This is a genomic window from Tyzzerella sp. An114, assembly GCF_002161055.1.
Taxonomy (GTDB): Bacteria; Bacillota; Clostridia; order Lachnospirales; family Anaerotignaceae; genus Fimicola; species Fimicola cottocaccae.
Genome location: NZ_NFLT01000012.1, coordinates 1 through 18088 on the forward strand (window position 1 = coordinate 1; position 18088 = coordinate 18088).

Sequence of the window (18088 nt, forward strand, 5' to 3'; positions counted from 1 at the left end):
AGATAAAATTTTCAAAACAAATTCAGCAAAAAGTCTATGTAATATTATATATTTAAATAATTAATTTAAATATTTTTATTATACATTAATTATATTATCTAAAAAATCAAAAACTTCATTTAAGTTTTCTTTAAAATCAAATTCAGATGTTCCATTACTATCACCATTAATAATTTCCAATGTGGTCCTGTTAGTATTATATTTTCAGAAAGTAGTATTTCAACAACTGTATTTAAAGGACATAAAGATAATATAATTAATGTATAATAAAAATATTTAAATTAATTATTTAAATATATAATATTACATAGACTTTTTGCTGAATTTGTTTTGAAAATTTTATCTAAAACAGTTTTTATACTGTTTTGGGAAATTTGTTCTTCATAGAAATTTACTAAAAAATCAGCTTCAACTAAAATTTGATAATCTAATCCGTCAATATTTTTATATGTATGGTGATGACCTACAATATAACATATTCTTTCTATATCATTTTTTTCAAACTCTAAATTTTCCAAAATATATTTTGCAATTTCAGGACCTTCCTGTTCTTGCAATTTACCATCACACTTACCATATTTTTTTTCTGCTGGTTTTATGCCTATATCATGGACTATTGATGAACACTCTGTTATATATTTGGTGTGTTCGTCAATATTTTCCATGTTACATATTAGTTTTGAAAAGTAATGTACTTTCATTAAATGTTGAATTCTTTTAGGGTCACCTTTAAAAAATTCAATAGTTTTTTCTAATAACATATTAATTTTATATTCATACATAATCATATTTCCTCCAATTTAAAAGAATTAAAAATATTTTTGCCTGTTTCTGTTTTAAAAATATTTTTTATTAATTTTAAAGTTTTTTCTTTATTTTCAGTTTCAAAATAATTTATTATCAAATCAGCTTCTATTAGAATTTGTAAAAGTGTTGAATTAATATTATCATAATCATGATGTTTTTTTACAAGTTCTATTATTTTAGGGATATATGAAGGAGTGTAATTTGTTTCTTTAAGAAATTTTTCTACAATATAAGGAGCTTCCATTTTTTGATTTTCTAAAGAAGCATCACCACTGTATTTTTCTTTGCAATATTTAATACAAATATCATGTAATATAGCACTAGCATTTAAAATTATCATATCTTCATTTGATATATTTTCTTGTTCTCCTATTAATTTTGTTAAAGAATATACTTTTAAAATATGCTGAGTTCTTCTTTCGTGACCTTCTTCATATTTTAAAGCATTATATAAAAGTGTAGATTCATCATTTATCATATTTTATATATCCTTTCTTAAATTAATATTTTTATATACAAATAAATATATAATAATATATTATAGTTATTATCAAATAAGAGTGCAAATAGAAAATAATTTGAATGAAATATATTCACTTACAATATTTTATTTTATAAAAAACAAGACTTAGTGTTATTTATGCAACATTAAGCCTTGTTTTTTTATGTTATCTTTAAATTAAATAAAAATATATTTTTAAAAGTAAAATACACATTTCACAATTATTTAATATTATTTTACAAAAACAGACTACTAGATTTAACAATCGAAAAATATAATAAATCCTGTCAAAATATAAATGATAAAAAGAGAGGGAAATAAAATATGAAAAAATTATTTAAAACAGCAATGGTTATTGGACTTTGCATGTCAACACTTGCAGGATGTGGAAGTTCTGATGCAAAAACAGCTGCTATTGATTTAAATTCTTTATCAGTTGAAGAAATAATTGAAAAAGCTAAAGAGGATGGAAAAATAGAGTCAGTTGGTATGCCTGATACTTGGGCAAACTGGGTAGAGACTTGGACAGAAATAGAAGATACATATGGTATAGAACATCAGGATACTGATATGTCAAGTGCTGAAGAAATATCATTATTCAAAACAGAAGGAGAAGATGCAACAAAAGACATTGGTGATGTTGGACAAGCTTTTGGACCTGTTGCTGAGGAAGAAGGCGTTACATTAAAATATAAAACAAGCAATTGGGATTCAATACCAGATTGGGCAAAAGATGATGATGGTGATTGGATTATTGGATATTATGGAACAATGACAGTTCTTGTAAACAATAAAATAGTTAAAGATGCACCAAAGAGTTTTGATGATATATTAAAAGGTGATTATATGGTAGCAGTTGGCGATGTTCAGGCTGCCACACAGGCACAGTTTGCAGTATTAGCTGCCGCTATTGCATATGGTGGAGATGAGTCAAATATAGACCCAGGTTTAGAGTATTTCCGTAAACTTGCAGAACAGGGTCGTTTGGATTTAGGTGAATTTACACAGGCTCGTATTGAAAAAGGTGAAGTTGGTGTAGCTTTCTTATGGGATTATAACGCTTTAGGCTATCGTGACCAGTTTGTTAAAAATAATGCAGATGCTGATTTTTCAGTATTTGTACCAGAGGAAGCTTCTATTCAGAGTGGTTACTGTACAATTATAAATAGTTATACAAAACGTCCATATGCTGCTGCTCTTGCTCGTGAATATATATTAAGTGATGAAGGTCAGATTAACTTAGCAAAAGGATATGCAAAACCTGTTCGTGATGTTGAACTTCCAGAAGAAGTTGAAGCAAAATTAATTCCAGATGAACAGTATAAAAATGCAAGAATGGTTGAAGACCAAGAAGCTTGGGATGAGACAGCTAAAACATTAGGTGCTCGTTGGCAGGAAGAAGTTATAGCTTATGCTAAATAATTAATAAACATTAAATTTGAGGCTGTCGAGTGATTTGACAGCCTTAATCGTATGAGAGGTTAAAATATGAATAATAAAAAAACATATTTATTTGCATTAATACCTTTTTTGGTATTATGTATTTTATTTGAACTTATTCCTATAATTTATACATCAGTAAGAAGTTTTGTTCCAGAGGGTAAGGATATAGGTTTTACATTTGAAAACTATATTAATATTTTTTCAAAAACATTGTATCAAAAAGCTATTGTAAATAGTTTGCTTATATCTATTTTATCATCAATAATAGGTTTGATTGTAGCCTTTATAGGAGCTAAGGCAGTACATGAATCAAAAGGAAAACTTAATAATATATTTATGAGTATATTAAATATGGTTTCAAATTTTTCAGGTGTACCATTAGCTTTTGCATATATTATTATGTTTGGTAATGTTGGTGTTATGACAATGATAGGAAGTAATTATGGAATAGAATTTTTAGCAAACTTTCCATTATATTCTGTTTGGGGATTATTACTTATTTATGTGTATTTTCAAATACCATTATCAACATTGTTGCTTATACCAGCCTTTGATGCAATTCGTAAAGAGTGGAAAGAATCAAATGCATTACTTGGTGGAACAAATTTTACATTTTGGACTAAAATTGGAATTCCAATTTTAATGCCAAGTATATTAAGCACATTTTCTGTATTATTTGCAAATGCTCTTGCAGCATATGCTTCAGCTTATGCTCTTTTGATGAATAATGTTTCATTATTGCCAATACGTCTTTCAGAACAGTTTGTAGGAGACCTTGTTCAGAGACCGGAATTTGGTAGTGCAATAGCTGTTGTATTAATAGTATTTATGATAATTGCTATTATGATACAGAATAAGTTAACTGTAAAGAAAGGAATATAATTGTATGGATACAAATAAAAAAAGCTCTAAGCTTGCTATAGTTGTTATTATAGCTTATCTTTTAATACCCCTTGTTATGACATTGATATATTCTTTGTTTGAAGAATGGATTGATATTTTACCAAGAAATTTTACATTAAATGCGTATATAGAAATTTTTTCTGACGCTGTATTTTGGATTTCTGTTGGAAGGACTATATTAATATCTGTTGTACCTATAATATTATGTACAATTATAGTGCTTCTTGCTATGTATGTTACATATATTTATAAACCTGAATGGGATAAATATATACAAATATTATGTACTATTCCATATGCTGTTCAGGGCGTAATATTACCAATTTGTGTATTAGCATTATATACTTCAGTACCTAAGCCTTTTAATAATCGTATATTTTTACTTATTTCTACTTATATGATAGTTATATTGCCATATATTTATCAAGGTATAAGAAATAATTTACAAGGAATTGGTGCAAAAAAAATAATAGAAGCAGCACAGATGCTTGGTGCAAGTAAATTTTATGCATTTTTTAGAGTTGTAGTACCAAATATAATGAATGGTGTAACAGTATCTATAATGCTTTCAATGGCAATTATATTTGGTGATTTCGTAATAGTAAATACTCTTGCAGGTGGTCATTTTCAAACAGCACAGATGTATTTATATGATGTAATGAAAAAATCTGGTCAACGTACATGTGCAGTAATTATTGTATTATTCTTAATAACATTACTTATTTCTGCTTGTGCATTTTTTATTCAAAGAAAAAAGAAAGAGGAAGCTTAAATGTCATATATTGAATTTAAAAATATTAATAAATTTTATGGTAGTAATCATGTTTTAAAGGGTATAAACTTAAAAATAGAAAAGGGACAGTTTGTAACATTATTAGGACCTTCTGGATGTGGTAAAAGTACACTTCTTCGTTCTCTTGCAGGACTTGAAGAAGTAACAGATGGTCAAATAATATTAGATGGAGAAGATATAACAAAAAAAGAACCTAAGGATAGAAATATAGGTATGGTTTTTCAACAGTATAGTTTGTTTCCAAATATGACTGTTGAGGAAAATCTTGCCTTTGGTTTGAAACTTAAAAAATTACCACAGGAAGAAATTAATGAACGTATTAAAAAAGCTATAAAAATTGTAGCTTTAGAGGGAAAAGAAAAATCATATCCAAATAATCTTTCAGGTGGTCAACAGCAGAGAGTAGCTTTAGCAAGGGGCATTGTAATGCAACCAAAAGTTTTATTGCTTGATGAGCCTTTAAGTGCTATTGATGCAAAACTTAGAAAGTCATTACAGTTGAGTATTCGTGAAATACATGATAAATTAGGTTTAACAACAATATTTGTAACCCATGACCAAGATGAAGCTATGGTTATGAGTGATGTGATACATTTATTCCATGATGGTATAATAGAACAGTCTGGAACACCAGTTGAGGTTTATACACGACCTGTAACATCCTTTGCTGCAAGTTTTATAGGAAATTATAATATATTTGAAGCTGATAAAATTTCAAAAATAACTGGAGTTCAATGGGAAAAACAGGTTGCTATAAGACCTGAAACTATTATGATGTCAAGAACTCCTATTGAAAATGATGACCGTTTTAAAATGGAAGGAATAATAAAAGAACATATTGCAAGAGGTAATGTATTGAGATACACAATAGATGTAAATGGTATTGAAATATATGCCGATGCTTTATTTAGAAGTGCATCAATATTCAATGACAATGAAAAAGTATATTTATCAATAGCTGAGCGTAATTGTGTTTGCATTTAAGAGGTGAAGTGTTATGAATAATATATCAATAGATGGATTTAGCAAAACAGGAAATTGGTATAAAGGAAATTTACATTGTCATTCAACAAATTCAGATGGAAAACTTTCACCACAAGAAGTAGTTGATCTTTTTAAAAACAATGGATATTCATTTTTATGTTTTTCTGACCATGATATATATACAGATTATAGAAATGAGTTTGATTGTGAAGATTTTATTATACTTCCAGGTTTGGAGGCTTCTGTAAATCTCTTTGATGAAAGTGGAAAATACAGATTAAAAGTACATCATATACATGGTATACTTGGAACTTCTGATATGGAAGCTAATGCAAAGAATAAATTTGAGCATTTACAGAGAAGAAATGTAAAAATTTATTATGGAGATTGGAACGGAAAAAAAGCGGCACAGGAATTATGCGATGAAATGAGAAGTTACGGAATGATTACAACATATAATCATCCAATATGGTCAAGAGTTTCATACAATGAATTTTGTGATATTGAAGGAATTTGGGCATTAGAAATATTTAATTATAATACTGTAAATGAGAGTAATACAGGATATGATGAAGTATATTGGGACGAAATGTTAAGACATAATAAAAAAATGTTAGCTTTTGCAAGCGATGACAATCATAATGAAGGTATATTTGATGATGCCTGCGGAGGATATATTGTTGTAAAGTCAGATAGTCTTAATAGAGAAGAAATTATAAAAAATATGCTCAAAGGTAATTACTATTCTTCAAGTGGTGTTAGTATTGAAGATTGGGGAATAAAAGATGGTGTCGCTTACGTTAAATGTGATAAAGTTTACAGAATAGATTTTATTGTAGGAAATTGTGTAAATGATGGTGTAAGTATTATGTCAAAAACATTAAACAATGAACTTACATATGGCGAATATAAACTCAAAGGACATGAAAAATATATACGTGTAAAATGTAGTGATATTTATGGAAAAACTGCATGGTCAAATCCAATATATTTAGGTGAAAACAATGATTAAACAAAATTTACATACCCATTCATTATATTGTGACGGAAAAAATAAAATAGAAGATATTGTTATTGAAGCTATTGAAAGAGGATTTAATATTTTAGGTTTTTCAGGTCATGGATATAATAGACCTATTGATGATTATTCTATGACATTAGAAAATACTGAATTGTATTATTCTGATTTAAAATATGTGAAACAAAAATATAAGGACAAAATAAAAATATATGTCGGAATAGAAGAGGACTCTTGTGGAAGATATTTTAAAGATAAGGAATGTCTTGATTATGTAATAGGAAGCGTACATTTTATAAATGTTAATGGTAAATTTGAAGAAGTTGACTTAAGTAAGGAAGTAACTGATAATATAATAAAAAATGGTTTTAATGGTAGTTTTATAGAATATGCAAAAGCCTATTATAATGAAGTCAAAAAAGTGTCTAAATGGTCTGAGGTTGATATAGTAGGTCATATTGATTTATTAATGAAATTCAATGATAATGAAGAATATATTTCTTTCAGTGATAAAGAATATCTTGATATAGCATATAATTGTATTGATGAAATAATTTTAAATGATAAAATAATAGAAGTTAATACAGGGGCAATTTCAAGAGGTTACAGAACAAAGCCATATCCATATGTAAATTTATTAAAATATATTAATGAAAAAGGCGGTAAAATATGTCTTAATAGTGATTGTCATGAAAAATCAAATATTGATTGTTATTATAATGAGTCAATGAAAATAATAAAGAATTGTGGCTTTAAAAATATGATGATGCTATCAGATAACGGCTTTTTAAAAAAGAGTATTGATGAGTTTTAATTAGTACATTTAAAAAATATTGATATATACATAGATACAAATTAAAATATAATTATAATTAATTTTAATTTGGGAGATGGTTTTATGATATATATTACAGGTGATACACATGGTCCAAAAAGTATTGGATTTAATAGTGTAGATGGGGTTTTACATAGATTTAATTCAAACAATTTCCCAGAACAAAAGAATATGACAAAAAATGATTATGTTATTATTCTTGGTGATTTTGGTTGTATTTGGAATGTTGATAATGAAAGCAGTTCGGAAAAAAATGTTTTAGACTGGCTTGATGATAAATCTTTTACAACACTATTTATTGATGGCAACCATGAAAACTTTGACCGTTTATATAATTATCCTGAAAAACAATGGCATAATGGAAAAGTTCATGAGATAAGAAATTCTGTTTTACATTTGATGAGAGGATATGTTTTCAATATTGACAATAAAAATATATTCGCTTTTGGGGGAGCCTCATCTCATGATATTAAAGATGGAATTCTTCATCCTAAAAATGATTTGAAACTGATAAAAAGGTGGAAGCATGATTACACAAAGCAATTCAGAATATTAAACTATACATATTGGGAGTTAGAATTGCCAACAAAATATGAAATGGATAGGGGAATAAATTCTTTAAAGTGTAATGATTTTGATGTAGATTTCATATTAAGTCATAGTCCTTCATCAAGTACTATTGATATTTTAGGAAATAATAATTATAAACATGATATATTGACAGACTATCTTGAGAATATAAAAAATACTACAAAATATAAATATTGGTTTTGTGGACATATGCATATAAATAAAAAAATTAGTGATAAAGAAATAATTTTATATGAACAAATAATAAGAATTAATTGAAATAAAAAATCAGGTTTTAATATAAAAACCTGATTTTTTTTATTAAAATTAAATACTATTAAAGTTTTTTAATCTATATTCAGAAGGTGTACAATCTTTTTTATTTTTAAAAAGTCTTGAAAAATAAAGAGCGTCTTCATATCCAACAGAACGAGCGATTGCAGATATAGGATAATCTGTATGAGCTAATAAGTCACAAGCTTTTTTAATACGATAATTTAAAAGATAATTTTTAAGAGATAAACCTGTTGTATTTTTAAATAATCTGTGCAAATAGGAGCGGTCTATACTTAAAAAATCTGCTATGCTGTGAACATTTATGTTGTATGAATAGTTTGACTCTATATATTTTAAGGCTTCTTCCACATATGCAACCTTTCTTTCTTTTACAGAAATATTTTTTTTAGGGAATTTATTGGCTAACATAAATAAATATTCATATAAAATACTATTCATAATCAAATCTTTATTTTCAAAACTTTGATTTGCCTCATACATTTTTTCATGACAGAGACGTATTCTGTCATCTCGTCCATAATGAAAAACAGGACAATCAAGTAGAGACGTTCTGTTTAAATACTGTTTAATCTTAATACCTTGAAATCCTATCCATGTATAAGTCCAAGGATTTTTTAAATCAGCTTCATAATATATCAATGTTCCCGGAACAATCAAAAAAGCATCTCCCGAGCTTAATCGATATATTTTATTTTTTGTTTTAAAAATTCCTTTCCCATCTATAACATAATGAATAAGATATCCACTTCTTACGGCAGGTCCATAACTATGACCAGGCACACAAGACTCATATCCACAAGTATAAACTGTTGCATCAATATTTTGAAAATATTCATTTGAAAAAATATAATCTTGCATATTAAATCCATACTCCTTTCAATGTGTCACAAAAGTCAATAAAAAAACAACATATGTCCATATATTATTTATTATATACTGATATAATAAACTTAACAAGAACAGAGAGAAACAAAAGGAGGATAAATATATGGCTATAATTTATGATGACAAAACTAAAACTTTTCATTTACAAACGAATAACACAAGTTATGTTGTGCAAATAGTAAAAGATAAATATTTGTCTCATATATATTGGGGTAGGAGACTTAATAAATATCATAAAAGTAGAGAAATCATATGGAAAGATAGAGGTTTCGCACCTAATCCATATTTAGATGATAGAACATTTTCATTAGACACACTTCCTCAAGAATATCCTCAAAATGGTAATGGGGATTATAGAAGTTGTGCTTATGGAATTAGAGACTATAAAGGAAAAAGAATAAGTAATATCACATTTAAAAATTATGAAATTATAAAGGGTAAGCCTGAAATACCAAATTTGCCTTCATCTTTTGGAGATGAAAATGATGTTATGACACTAAAAATCCATATGGAAGATGAGATTTTAAATTTTCATGTATATTTGGTATACAGTGTTTTTGATAAAAGAAATGTTATTACAAGAAGTGTAATTTTTGAAAACAAGTCAGAAAATAATATAACATTGACAAAAATGCTTAGTATGTCTGTTGATATAAGAGAAGATGACTTTGATGTTCTTACATTGTATGGTGCTCATAATAATGAACGCAACATGGATAGAAGACCTTTAACAAGTGGTACTGTACAGATTGAGAGTATAAGAGGAACAAGTTCACCACATCAAGCACCTTTTATGGCCTTAATGAGAAAAGGTGCAAATGAGGATTATGGAGATATATTTGCTTGTAATTTTGTTTATAGTGGAAATTTTGTGGCAACAGCTCAAGTTGACCCATACAGAAATATTAGATTTCAAATGGGTATGAACCCATTAAATGGAGAATGGCTTCTTGAATGTGGACAAAAATTTTATACTCCAGAAGTTGTTATGGTTTATTCAGGTGACGGACTTAATGGAATGTCTCAAACTTTCCATAATTTCTATCAAAATAATTTAATAAGAAGTAAATTTGCATTTAAACCACGTCCTATATTAATAAATAACTGGGAAGCAACATTTTTTGATTTTAATGAAGAAAAATTATTAAAACTTGCAGATAAAGCTAAAGAAGCAGGAATTGAGCTTTTTGTACTTGATGATGGTTGGTTTGGTCACAGAGATAATGACGATAGTTCTCTTGGTGATTGGTTTGAGGATAAAAGAAAGTTGCCAAAAGGTTTAAAAGATTTATCAGAAAAAATACATGAAAAGGGTATGGAGTTTGGTTTGTGGTTTGAGCCTGAAATGATTTCAGAGGATAGTGAGCTTTATAAAAATCACCCTGAATATGTTTTACATACAGAAGGTAGACCTTACACTTATGGCAGAGGACAGCTTGTTCTTGATTTATCAAAGGAAGAAGTTTGTGATTATGTTATAGAAAGCATATCTAATGTATTGAATAATGCCAAAATAGATTATCTAAAGTGGGATATGAACCGTCATTTGACAGATGTTAGTAATTTAGAATTAGGAGAAGAAAGACAGGGAGAAGTTTTCCATAGATATGTTTTAGGATTATATAGAATAATGGATACTTTAACAAAAAAATTCCCTGATATACTGTTTGAGAGTTGTTCAAGCGGTGGTGGAAGATTTGACCCGGGAATTCTTTATTATATGCCACAGACTTGGACAAGTGATAATACTGATGCTGTATGTAGAATGAAAATACAGTATGCAACATCTCTCACATATCCACCTATATGTATGGGAGCCCATGTAAGTGTTGTTCCTAATCAACAGACAGGAAGAATTACTCCTTTAAATACAAGAGGCTATGTTGCTATGAGTGCAAACTTAGGATATGAGCTTAATTTAACTGAGTGTACAGATGAGGAATTTGAAGAAATTAAAGAACAGATAAAATTATATAAAGAGATAAGAAATATTATACAGTTTGGTAAATTTTATCGTATAAAAAATCCTTTTGAGGGAAATTTAGCACAATGGAATTTTGTGTCTAATGATGGAAATGATGTTATTGCTTTTTATTTTGAAATACTCAGTCAGCCGGCTTCACCTGTAAAAATTATGAAACTGAAAGGGCTTGAAAAAGATGCTCTTTATCAGGATATAAAAAGCGGAGAAATCTATGGAGGGGACGAACTTATGTATAGCGGTATTAGTATTCCATTGAAAAAACAAGATTTCAGAAGCGAGTATTACCACTTCAAAAAAATTTAAGGAGGAGAAAGGAAATGGATGCAAAGAAAAGAGAAAGATATGAAAAAATATCAGACAGACTAACAGAACTTGTAGGCGGAAAAGATAATATTCAAGGAGTTGCTCACTGTGCAACAAGATTAAGAATTGTTTTAAAAGACAATGACATAGCAGATTTAAAACAGATTGAAGGTGTAGACCTTGTAAAAGGTGTGTTTGTTGCAGGAGACCAGCTTCAGATTATATTTGGAGCAGGTTTGGTAAATGATGTATATGAAGTATTTGCCGAGAGAAGTAATATGAAAAATATGAGCCTTAGTGATTTAAAAACAGAGGCAAACAGAAAAATGAACCCTATACAGAGAATTATAAAAGCTCTCTCTGATGTATTTATTGATATCATGCCGGGAATACTTGCTGCTGCTTTACTTACAGGATTATCAGGAGTTTTAGGTAATTTTCAGTTTATAGAAAATAGTGATACTCTTTTCGGTATTACAAAATTAATAAATATTGCTTCAGGAGCAATATTTGGATTTCTTCCTCTTGCAGTTGCTTATAGTGCTTGTAAAAGATTTGGAGGAAGACCTATATTAGGAATTGTAATGGGTTGTATAATGCTTTCTCCAAGTCTTGCTGATGCTTATGCTGCGGCACAAGGAACAGTTGATGTTGAAACATTACATATTTTTGGATTAGGTATTGACCTTGTAGGATTTCAAGGTGGAATTATAGTAGCATTGCTTATGGGTGTTTTAACTGCAAAACTTGATATATTCTTTGAAAAGAAAGTACCAGAAGTAATAAGACTTCTTGTTTCACCACTTTTAACAACACTTGTAGGAGCAATTCTTCTTTTTGTAATCGTAGGACCTATTGGTAGAGGACTTGCTTCAGGAATAACAAATGGACTTGTATTTATGACACAAAATTTTGGTGCTATTGGTTATGCAATATTCTCAGGAGTACAGCAGTTAATAGTAATTACAGGACTTCATCATATATTTGGTGCTATTGAAGCACAGTTACTCGTTGATACAGGAAGAAACTTTTTAAATCCTTTAATGTCTGTTGCAATAATTGCTCAGGGTGGAGCTGTTTTAGGTTATCTTGTATTAAACAGAAAAGACAACAAAGTAAAAGAACTTTGTATACCTAGTTTTATTTCAGTATTATTTGGTATTACAGAGCCAGCTTTATTTGGTATAAATGTAAGATTTAAGTTTCCTTTAATAGGTGGTTGTATTGGAGGAGCTATTGGTGGACTTGTTGTTTATTTTACAAACCTTGCTGCTTTAGGATTTGGAACAACAGTTGTTCCGGGAATTGCTCTTGCGGACCCTAGCAATAACGGTTATATTTGGTATATAGTTGCTCATTTAATAGCTTTAGCTTGTGGATTTATAATAACAATTCTTTTAGGTTTAAAAAATAAAGTTAATAATTAATTAATGTAGAAATCCGGATAATTTGTTATCCGGATTTCTAATTATAAAAATTATATTTTTGTCTAAAACGTATAAAAATCAATGTGTATTATATGAATATGTTACAATTGACAAAATAATATATATTATTTATAATAATTACAGCATACAGGATAGTTATTGTTTCAGAACAAGCTCGACCTGTTATATTTTAAATCAGCGATAGTCCACTTTTATTTTGGTATCGTTTTTTTAGAATATAACAGGTCTTTTTATTTTTAACGGGGGGAGAAAGTATTATGTTTTTTAAAAAACGACTTAACAATAATGCTGTAATAGCCCATGACGGAAATGGAAATGAAAAAATACTTATGGGTTGTGGTCTTGGTTTTAAAATGCAGGAAGGTGATATTGTTGATGAAAGTAAAGTTGAGAAAGTATTTTCATTAACAGACCCTAAAATGAATAGACTCCTTCAGGAACTTGCTATTAATACACCAATAGAGTTTATTGATTTTGCAGAGTAAATAATATCTTATGCAAAGAAACAAATTGATAATGATATAAATGAAAATATAATAGTATCTCTCTGTGACCATGTTTATATGGCTGTTGAAAGATTTAAACAAGGTATAGAAGTTAAAAATGTTATGCTTTGGGATATTAAAAAGTTTTATAGAGATGAATTTGAAGTTGGACTTTACGCCATTGATATTATAAAAAAGAGATTTGGTGTTCAACTAGCAGAAGATGAAGCTGGTTTTATTGCACTTCATATAGTAAATGCTCAGCTTGATTTACATAAAAAATCTGTAAAAGAAATTACAGAGGTTATGCAAGAGATAGAGACAATAGTAAGAATTACATTTGCAACAAAATTAGATACAAATTCAGTTTACTATTATAGATTTATAACACATCTAAAGTTTTTTGCTGAAAGACTTTTTAATGAAAGTATATATGAAAATCAAGATGTTGAAGGCCTTTTGGATATGATAAAAATTAAATATGTAAAGGCATATAATTGTGTATTGAAAATTTCTGATTTTATATATAATAAGTACAATTATACATTAAGCGATGAGGAGATACTTTATTTAAGTATTCATATAACACAAGTAATAAATGCATCAAAGTGAGTTTATTTAAAGTTTTATAAAACTTTAAATTTATTATAAAAATAAATAAAAGGAGGATAGTATTTAGGTATATTTCATTTTATAAAGGATAGTTACATTAAGTTGGCTTGACCTTCAGTTTTATATTAAAAAATATAAATGGAGGGAATAAAATGGGAAAATATGAAAATCTCGCAAAAGAAATAGTAAAGAATATAGGTGGAAAAGACAATGTATCAAGTCTTACCCACTGTATCACAAGACTCAGATTTAAACTTAAAGATGAGTCGAAAGCAAATGATGATGTTATAAAAAATATGGATGGCGTTGTCACTGTTATGAAAAGTGGTGGACAGTATCAGGTTGTAATTGGAAACCATGTTCCAGATGTATATGCTGATGTTATGCCTCTTTTAAATCTTGGAGATACAGATTCTCAAGAAAAAGATGATAAAAAAGGAAACTTACTTGATAGATTTGTAGATACAATATCAGGTATATTCCAGCCAATACTTGGAATTATGGCAGCTTGTGGTATGGTAAAAGGTCTTAACACACTTTTTGTTGCATTAGGACTTTATACAGCTGACTGTGGCGGATATATGGTAATAAATGCAGTTGGAGATGCAATGTTTACATTTCTTCCACTTTTCTTAGGATTTACAGCAGCAAAGAAATTTGGTTTAAAACCTATGGTTGGTTTGGCAATAGGTGCTATAATGTGTTATCCTGCAATACAGGCAAGCACAATATCAGCAGGAACAGAACCTTTATATACAATGTTTGAAGGAACAATGTTTGCTTCACCTGTATATATCGAATTTTTTGGTATTCCTGTAATATCAATGGATTATACATCAACTGTTATTCCTGTAATATTTGTAACATATTTTGCATCTATATGTGAAAGATTTTTCAGCAAATTTATACCTGACCTTGTAAAATTCTTCTTTGTGCCAATGCTTACACTCATTGTTGCACTTCCAGTAGGTTTCCTTTTAATAGGACCTGTTGCAACATTTGGTTCAACAATTATTTCTGAGACTGTACTTTCAATAAGAGATTTCTCACCTATGATTGCTGGTGCTGTTGTTGGTTTAACATGGCAGATACTTGTTATATTTGGACTTCATTGGGGATTTATTCCTGTTTATATAAACAATATAGTAACATTAGGCTATGACAATGTAATTATGCCTTTCTTTGCTTGTACTTTTGCAACATCAGCTGTTGTAGCAGCAATATTCTTTAAAACAAAAGACAAAAATTTAAAAGAAATGTGTATTCCTAACTTTATTTCAGGTATATTTGGTGTAACTGAGCCTGCTATATATGGTATACTTTTACCACTTAAAAAACCTTTCATAATAAGCTGTATCGCTGGAGGAATAGGTGGAGGATTTTATGGTCTTTTCAACTTCAGAAAATTTATGATGGGTGGAATTGGTATATTTGAATTCCCTGCTATGATTGAACCAGATGGTTCTATGGGAAACCTTATTGTTGCTGTTACAGGTGTTATTATAACAATGATAATTGCATTTGTTATGACAATGGTTATATATAAAGATGACAAAAAAGAAGAAAAAACAGAAAATGTTGAAGAACCAAAAACAGAGAATAAAAAACTTATTTCAAACACAAATCTTTATAGTCCTTTAAAAGGAAAAGTTATGGAATTAAGTCAGATAAAAGATGCAGCTTTTGCTTCTGGAGTTCTTGGAAAAGGTGTTGCAATAGTTCCATCAGAGGGTAAAGTTGTTTCATCTGTTGATGGTACAGTTACAACTATATTCCCAACACTTCATGCAATAGGTATAACATCTGATGAGGGTGTTGAAATACTTATACATATAGGTCTTGACACCGTTCAGCTTGAAGGAAAAGGATTTAAAGGTATGGTAAAAGACGGAGATAAAATAACAAAAGGACAAACTCTTATTGAATTTGACATTGATTATATAACAAAAGAAGGATATTGTCTTGAAACACCTGTACTTGTTACAAATGCCGATAATTATCTTGATGTAATAAGTGAAAATAAAGATAATGTAAATTATGGTGAAAGTATTATAAGTATTATAAAATAATATATTAAAAGGAGGTTTTATGATGGGCTTTAAAGAAGGTTTTCTTTGGGGAGGAGCAACTGCTGCAAATCAATGTGAAGGTGGATTTGATGAGGACGGACGTGGTCTTGCAAATGTTGACGTATGTCCAACAGGAGCTGACAGAAATGCTGTTATAACAGGAAAAATGAAAATGTATGAATGTGACGAAAATCATTTCTATCCTTCCCACAAAGCAATAGATATGTATCATCATTATAAAGAAGATATTAAACTTTTTGCTGAGATGGGATTTAAAGTTTATAGAATGAGCCTTGCATGGTCAAGAATATTCCCAAAGGGTGATGAAAAAGAGCCTAATGAAAAAGGTCTTGCTTTTTATGAAGATGTTTTCAAAACTTGTAAAATGTATAATATAGAGCCTCTTGTTACAATAACACATTTTGATTGTCCAATGCACCTTATAAAAGAGTATGGTGGTTGGCGAAACAGAAAAATGATAGATTTTTATTTAAATTATTGTAGAACAATATTTAAAAGATATAAGGGGCTTGTTAAATATTGGCTTACATTTAACGAAATAAATATGCTTCTTGAAGCTCCTTTTATGGGTGCTGGTATATGTTTTGAAGAGGGAGAAAACGAAAAACAGATAAAATATCAGGCCGCACATCATGAACTTATAGCAAGTGCTATGGCAACAAGAATTGCCCATGATATAAATAGTGAAAATAAAGTAGGGTGTATGTTTGCTGCCGGAAGTGTTTATCCATATACTTGTAAACCTGAAGATGTTTGGGAAGCTACAAAAAAGGACAGAGAAAGCTATTTCTTTATAGATGTTCAATCAAGAGGATATTATCCTTCTTATGCTTTAAAAGAGTTTGAGAGAATGGGAATAAATATTGAAAAAGAAGAATTTGATGATGAAATATTAAAAAATAATACAGTAGATTTCATATCTTTTTCATATTACAACAGTAGATGTGCTGCAAAAACTGTAAGCAAAGATAATATTGCAGAGGGTAATATTTTTGAGTCTGTTAAAAATCCTTATTTAAAATATAGTGAATGGGGTTGGCCTATTGACCCTCTTGGATTTAGAATTACATTAAATCATGTATATGACAGATATCAAAAACCTCTTTTTGTAGTTGAAAATGGTCTTGGTGCAGTTGATACTCTTGATGAAAATGGATATATTGAAGATGATTACAGAATAGATTATCTTCGTGAACATATAAAAGCAATGAGAGATGCGGTTACTATTGATGGTGTTGACTTAATGGGTTATACAATGTGGTCTCCTATTGACCTTGTAAGTGCTGGAACTGGAGAGATGAAAAAACGTTATGGTTTCATATATGTTGATAGAGATAATGAGGGGAATGGAACTTTTAAACGTAAAACAAAAAAATCTTTCTATTGGTATAAAAAAGTTATAGAGACAAACGGAGAAAATATTGATTAATTAATTGATAATAAATAGAGAAGGTAAAATATATAACAGGAATAGACAGTTTATTGTCTATTCCTATTTTTGTATTAAATTATAATAAAAAAGCAGAGTGTAACAACTCTACTTTTCATAATTTTGTAAAAATAATAGGTTAGATTTTCTGCTAACAAGTAATTATTCTGTTCTGACACTTTAGTACCGCTGTACTACTATTAGGTTATTACCGAAGGATAATTTTAATACCTAATAGTAGTATACTGCGGTAACGAGTTGCGCAGAACATAGTGGTGTAAATGTTACTAACATACAACCTTGAGGCTACCTCAAAGTATAAAGACCAGAAAATCTAACCTTTTAGTTTTCCATATTAAATTTTAAAAAATTATTTTTTTTACGATGGTTAGATTTTCTGCTAACAAGTAATTATTCTGTTCTGACACTTTAGCACCGCTGTTATACCGGTAGGTTATTACCGAAGGATAATTTTAATACCTTCCGGTATAATACTGCGGTAGCGAGTTGCGCAGAACATAGTGGTGTAATGTTGCGAACATACGACCTTGAGGCTACCTCAAAGCATAAGGACCAGAAAATCTAACCTGTTTTTATTAATTATAGCACATATTAATAAAAAGTCAATTTTTTTTATAAAATTTTTGAAATATATTTGCATAATCACTTGAAAATATATTAAAACACGGTATAATTTTAT

General features: G+C 28.9%; 16 protein-coding genes. 13 read left to right on the plus strand and 3 right to left on the minus strand.

Features of this window, described 5'->3' with window-relative positions; translation table 11 throughout:
* Nucleotides 1-281: 281 nt before the first annotated feature.
* Together B5E58_RS10085 and B5E58_RS10090 are read right to left on the minus strand one after the other, a co-directional pair.
* On the minus strand, nucleotides 282-782 hold the full coding sequence (locus B5E58_RS10085) for an HD domain-containing protein (RefSeq protein WP_088109544.1): 501 nt from the start codon (nucleotides 780-782) through the stop codon (nucleotides 282-284).
* 2 nt (nucleotides 783-784) lie between these two features.
* Nucleotides 785-1285 carry an HD domain-containing protein gene (locus B5E58_RS10090; protein ID WP_088109545.1) on the minus strand — a complete coding sequence of 167 codons (501 nt, stop codon included), beginning with the start codon at nucleotides 1283-1285 and terminating at the stop codon, nucleotides 785-787.
* A 348-nt stretch (nucleotides 1286-1633) separates the two neighbouring features.
* Between B5E58_RS10090 and B5E58_RS10095 the strand changes: the two genes are divergently transcribed.
* The 7 genes from B5E58_RS10095 to B5E58_RS10125 all read left to right on the plus strand — a co-directional run bounded on the left by B5E58_RS10095 (nucleotide 1634) and on the right by B5E58_RS10125 (nucleotide 8134).
* Nucleotides 1634-2731, plus strand: coding sequence for an ABC transporter substrate-binding protein (locus B5E58_RS10095; RefSeq protein ID WP_088109546.1), 1098 nt, complete (start codon nucleotides 1634-1636; stop codon nucleotides 2729-2731).
* 66 nt (nucleotides 2732-2797) lie between these two features.
* Nucleotides 2798-3634 carry an ABC transporter permease gene (locus B5E58_RS10100; RefSeq protein WP_088109547.1) on the plus strand — a complete coding sequence of 279 codons (837 nt, stop codon included), beginning with the start codon at nucleotides 2798-2800 and terminating at the stop codon, nucleotides 3632-3634.
* Nucleotides 3635-3638: 4 nt separating this feature from the next.
* Nucleotides 3639-4427 carry an ABC transporter permease gene (locus B5E58_RS10105; protein ID WP_088109548.1) on the plus strand — a complete coding sequence of 263 codons (789 nt, stop codon included), beginning with the start codon at nucleotides 3639-3641 and terminating at the stop codon, nucleotides 4425-4427.
* Entirely contained in the window at nucleotides 4428-5432 is a 1005-nt protein-coding gene (locus B5E58_RS10110) for an ABC transporter ATP-binding protein (RefSeq protein ID WP_088109549.1), read from the plus strand.
* A gap of 13 nt (nucleotides 5433-5445) precedes the next feature.
* Nucleotides 5446-6444: a PHP domain-containing protein gene (locus B5E58_RS10115; RefSeq protein WP_088109550.1), complete on the plus strand. Its 999-nt coding sequence runs from the start codon at nucleotides 5446-5448 to the stop codon at nucleotides 6442-6444.
* Nucleotides 6437-7264: a histidinol-phosphatase gene (locus B5E58_RS10120; protein ID WP_088109551.1), complete on the plus strand. Its 828-nt coding sequence runs from the start codon at nucleotides 6437-6439 to the stop codon at nucleotides 7262-7264. The genes B5E58_RS10115 and B5E58_RS10120 overlap by 8 nt, the downstream gene beginning before the upstream one ends.
* A gap of 84 nt (nucleotides 7265-7348) precedes the next feature.
* Nucleotides 7349-8134 (plus strand): metallophosphoesterase, encoded by a 786-nt coding sequence (locus B5E58_RS10125; RefSeq protein WP_088109552.1) that lies wholly within the window; start codon nucleotides 7349-7351, stop codon nucleotides 8132-8134.
* A gap of 48 nt (nucleotides 8135-8182) precedes the next feature.
* Here the strand turns inward: B5E58_RS10125 and B5E58_RS10130 are convergent, their stop codons facing one another.
* Nucleotides 8183-9010 carry an AraC family transcriptional regulator gene (locus B5E58_RS10130; RefSeq protein ID WP_088109553.1) on the minus strand — a complete coding sequence of 276 codons (828 nt, stop codon included), beginning with the start codon at nucleotides 9008-9010 and terminating at the stop codon, nucleotides 8183-8185.
* Nucleotides 9011-9140: 130 nt separating this feature from the next.
* Here B5E58_RS10130 and B5E58_RS10135 point away from each other — a divergent pair, with 130 nt between their 5' ends.
* The 6 genes from B5E58_RS10135 (at nucleotide 9141) to B5E58_RS10155 (ending at nucleotide 17388) form a co-directional block, all read left to right on the plus strand.
* Entirely contained in the window at nucleotides 9141-11324 is a 2184-nt protein-coding gene (locus tag B5E58_RS10135; protein WP_088109554.1) for an alpha-galactosidase, read from the plus strand.
* A gap of 14 nt (nucleotides 11325-11338) precedes the next feature.
* The gene (locus B5E58_RS10140) at nucleotides 11339-12751 is read left to right on the plus strand and encodes a PTS transporter subunit EIIC (RefSeq protein WP_088109555.1); all 1413 of its coding nucleotides are present in this window, start codon (nucleotides 11339-11341) and stop codon (nucleotides 12749-12751) included.
* A 278-nt stretch (nucleotides 12752-13029) separates the two neighbouring features.
* The gene (locus tag B5E58_RS13780; protein WP_242956651.1) at nucleotides 13030-13257 is read left to right on the plus strand and encodes a CAT RNA binding domain-containing protein; all 228 of its coding nucleotides are present in this window, start codon (nucleotides 13030-13032) and stop codon (nucleotides 13255-13257) included.
* 3 nt (nucleotides 13258-13260) lie between these two features.
* Complete coding sequence (locus tag B5E58_RS10145; protein WP_275532726.1) at nucleotides 13261-13869, plus strand: PRD domain-containing protein; 609 nt, start codon at nucleotides 13261-13263, stop codon at nucleotides 13867-13869.
* A gap of 152 nt (nucleotides 13870-14021) precedes the next feature.
* On the plus strand, nucleotides 14022-15938 hold the full coding sequence (locus B5E58_RS10150; RefSeq protein ID WP_088109556.1) for a beta-glucoside-specific PTS transporter subunit IIABC: 1917 nt from the start codon (nucleotides 14022-14024) through the stop codon (nucleotides 15936-15938).
* 19 nt (nucleotides 15939-15957) lie between these two features.
* Nucleotides 15958-17388, plus strand: a complete 1431-nt coding sequence (locus B5E58_RS10155) for a 6-phospho-beta-glucosidase (protein ID WP_206608577.1) — start codon at nucleotides 15958-15960, stop codon at nucleotides 17386-17388.
* Nucleotides 17389-18088 lie beyond the last annotated feature (700 nt).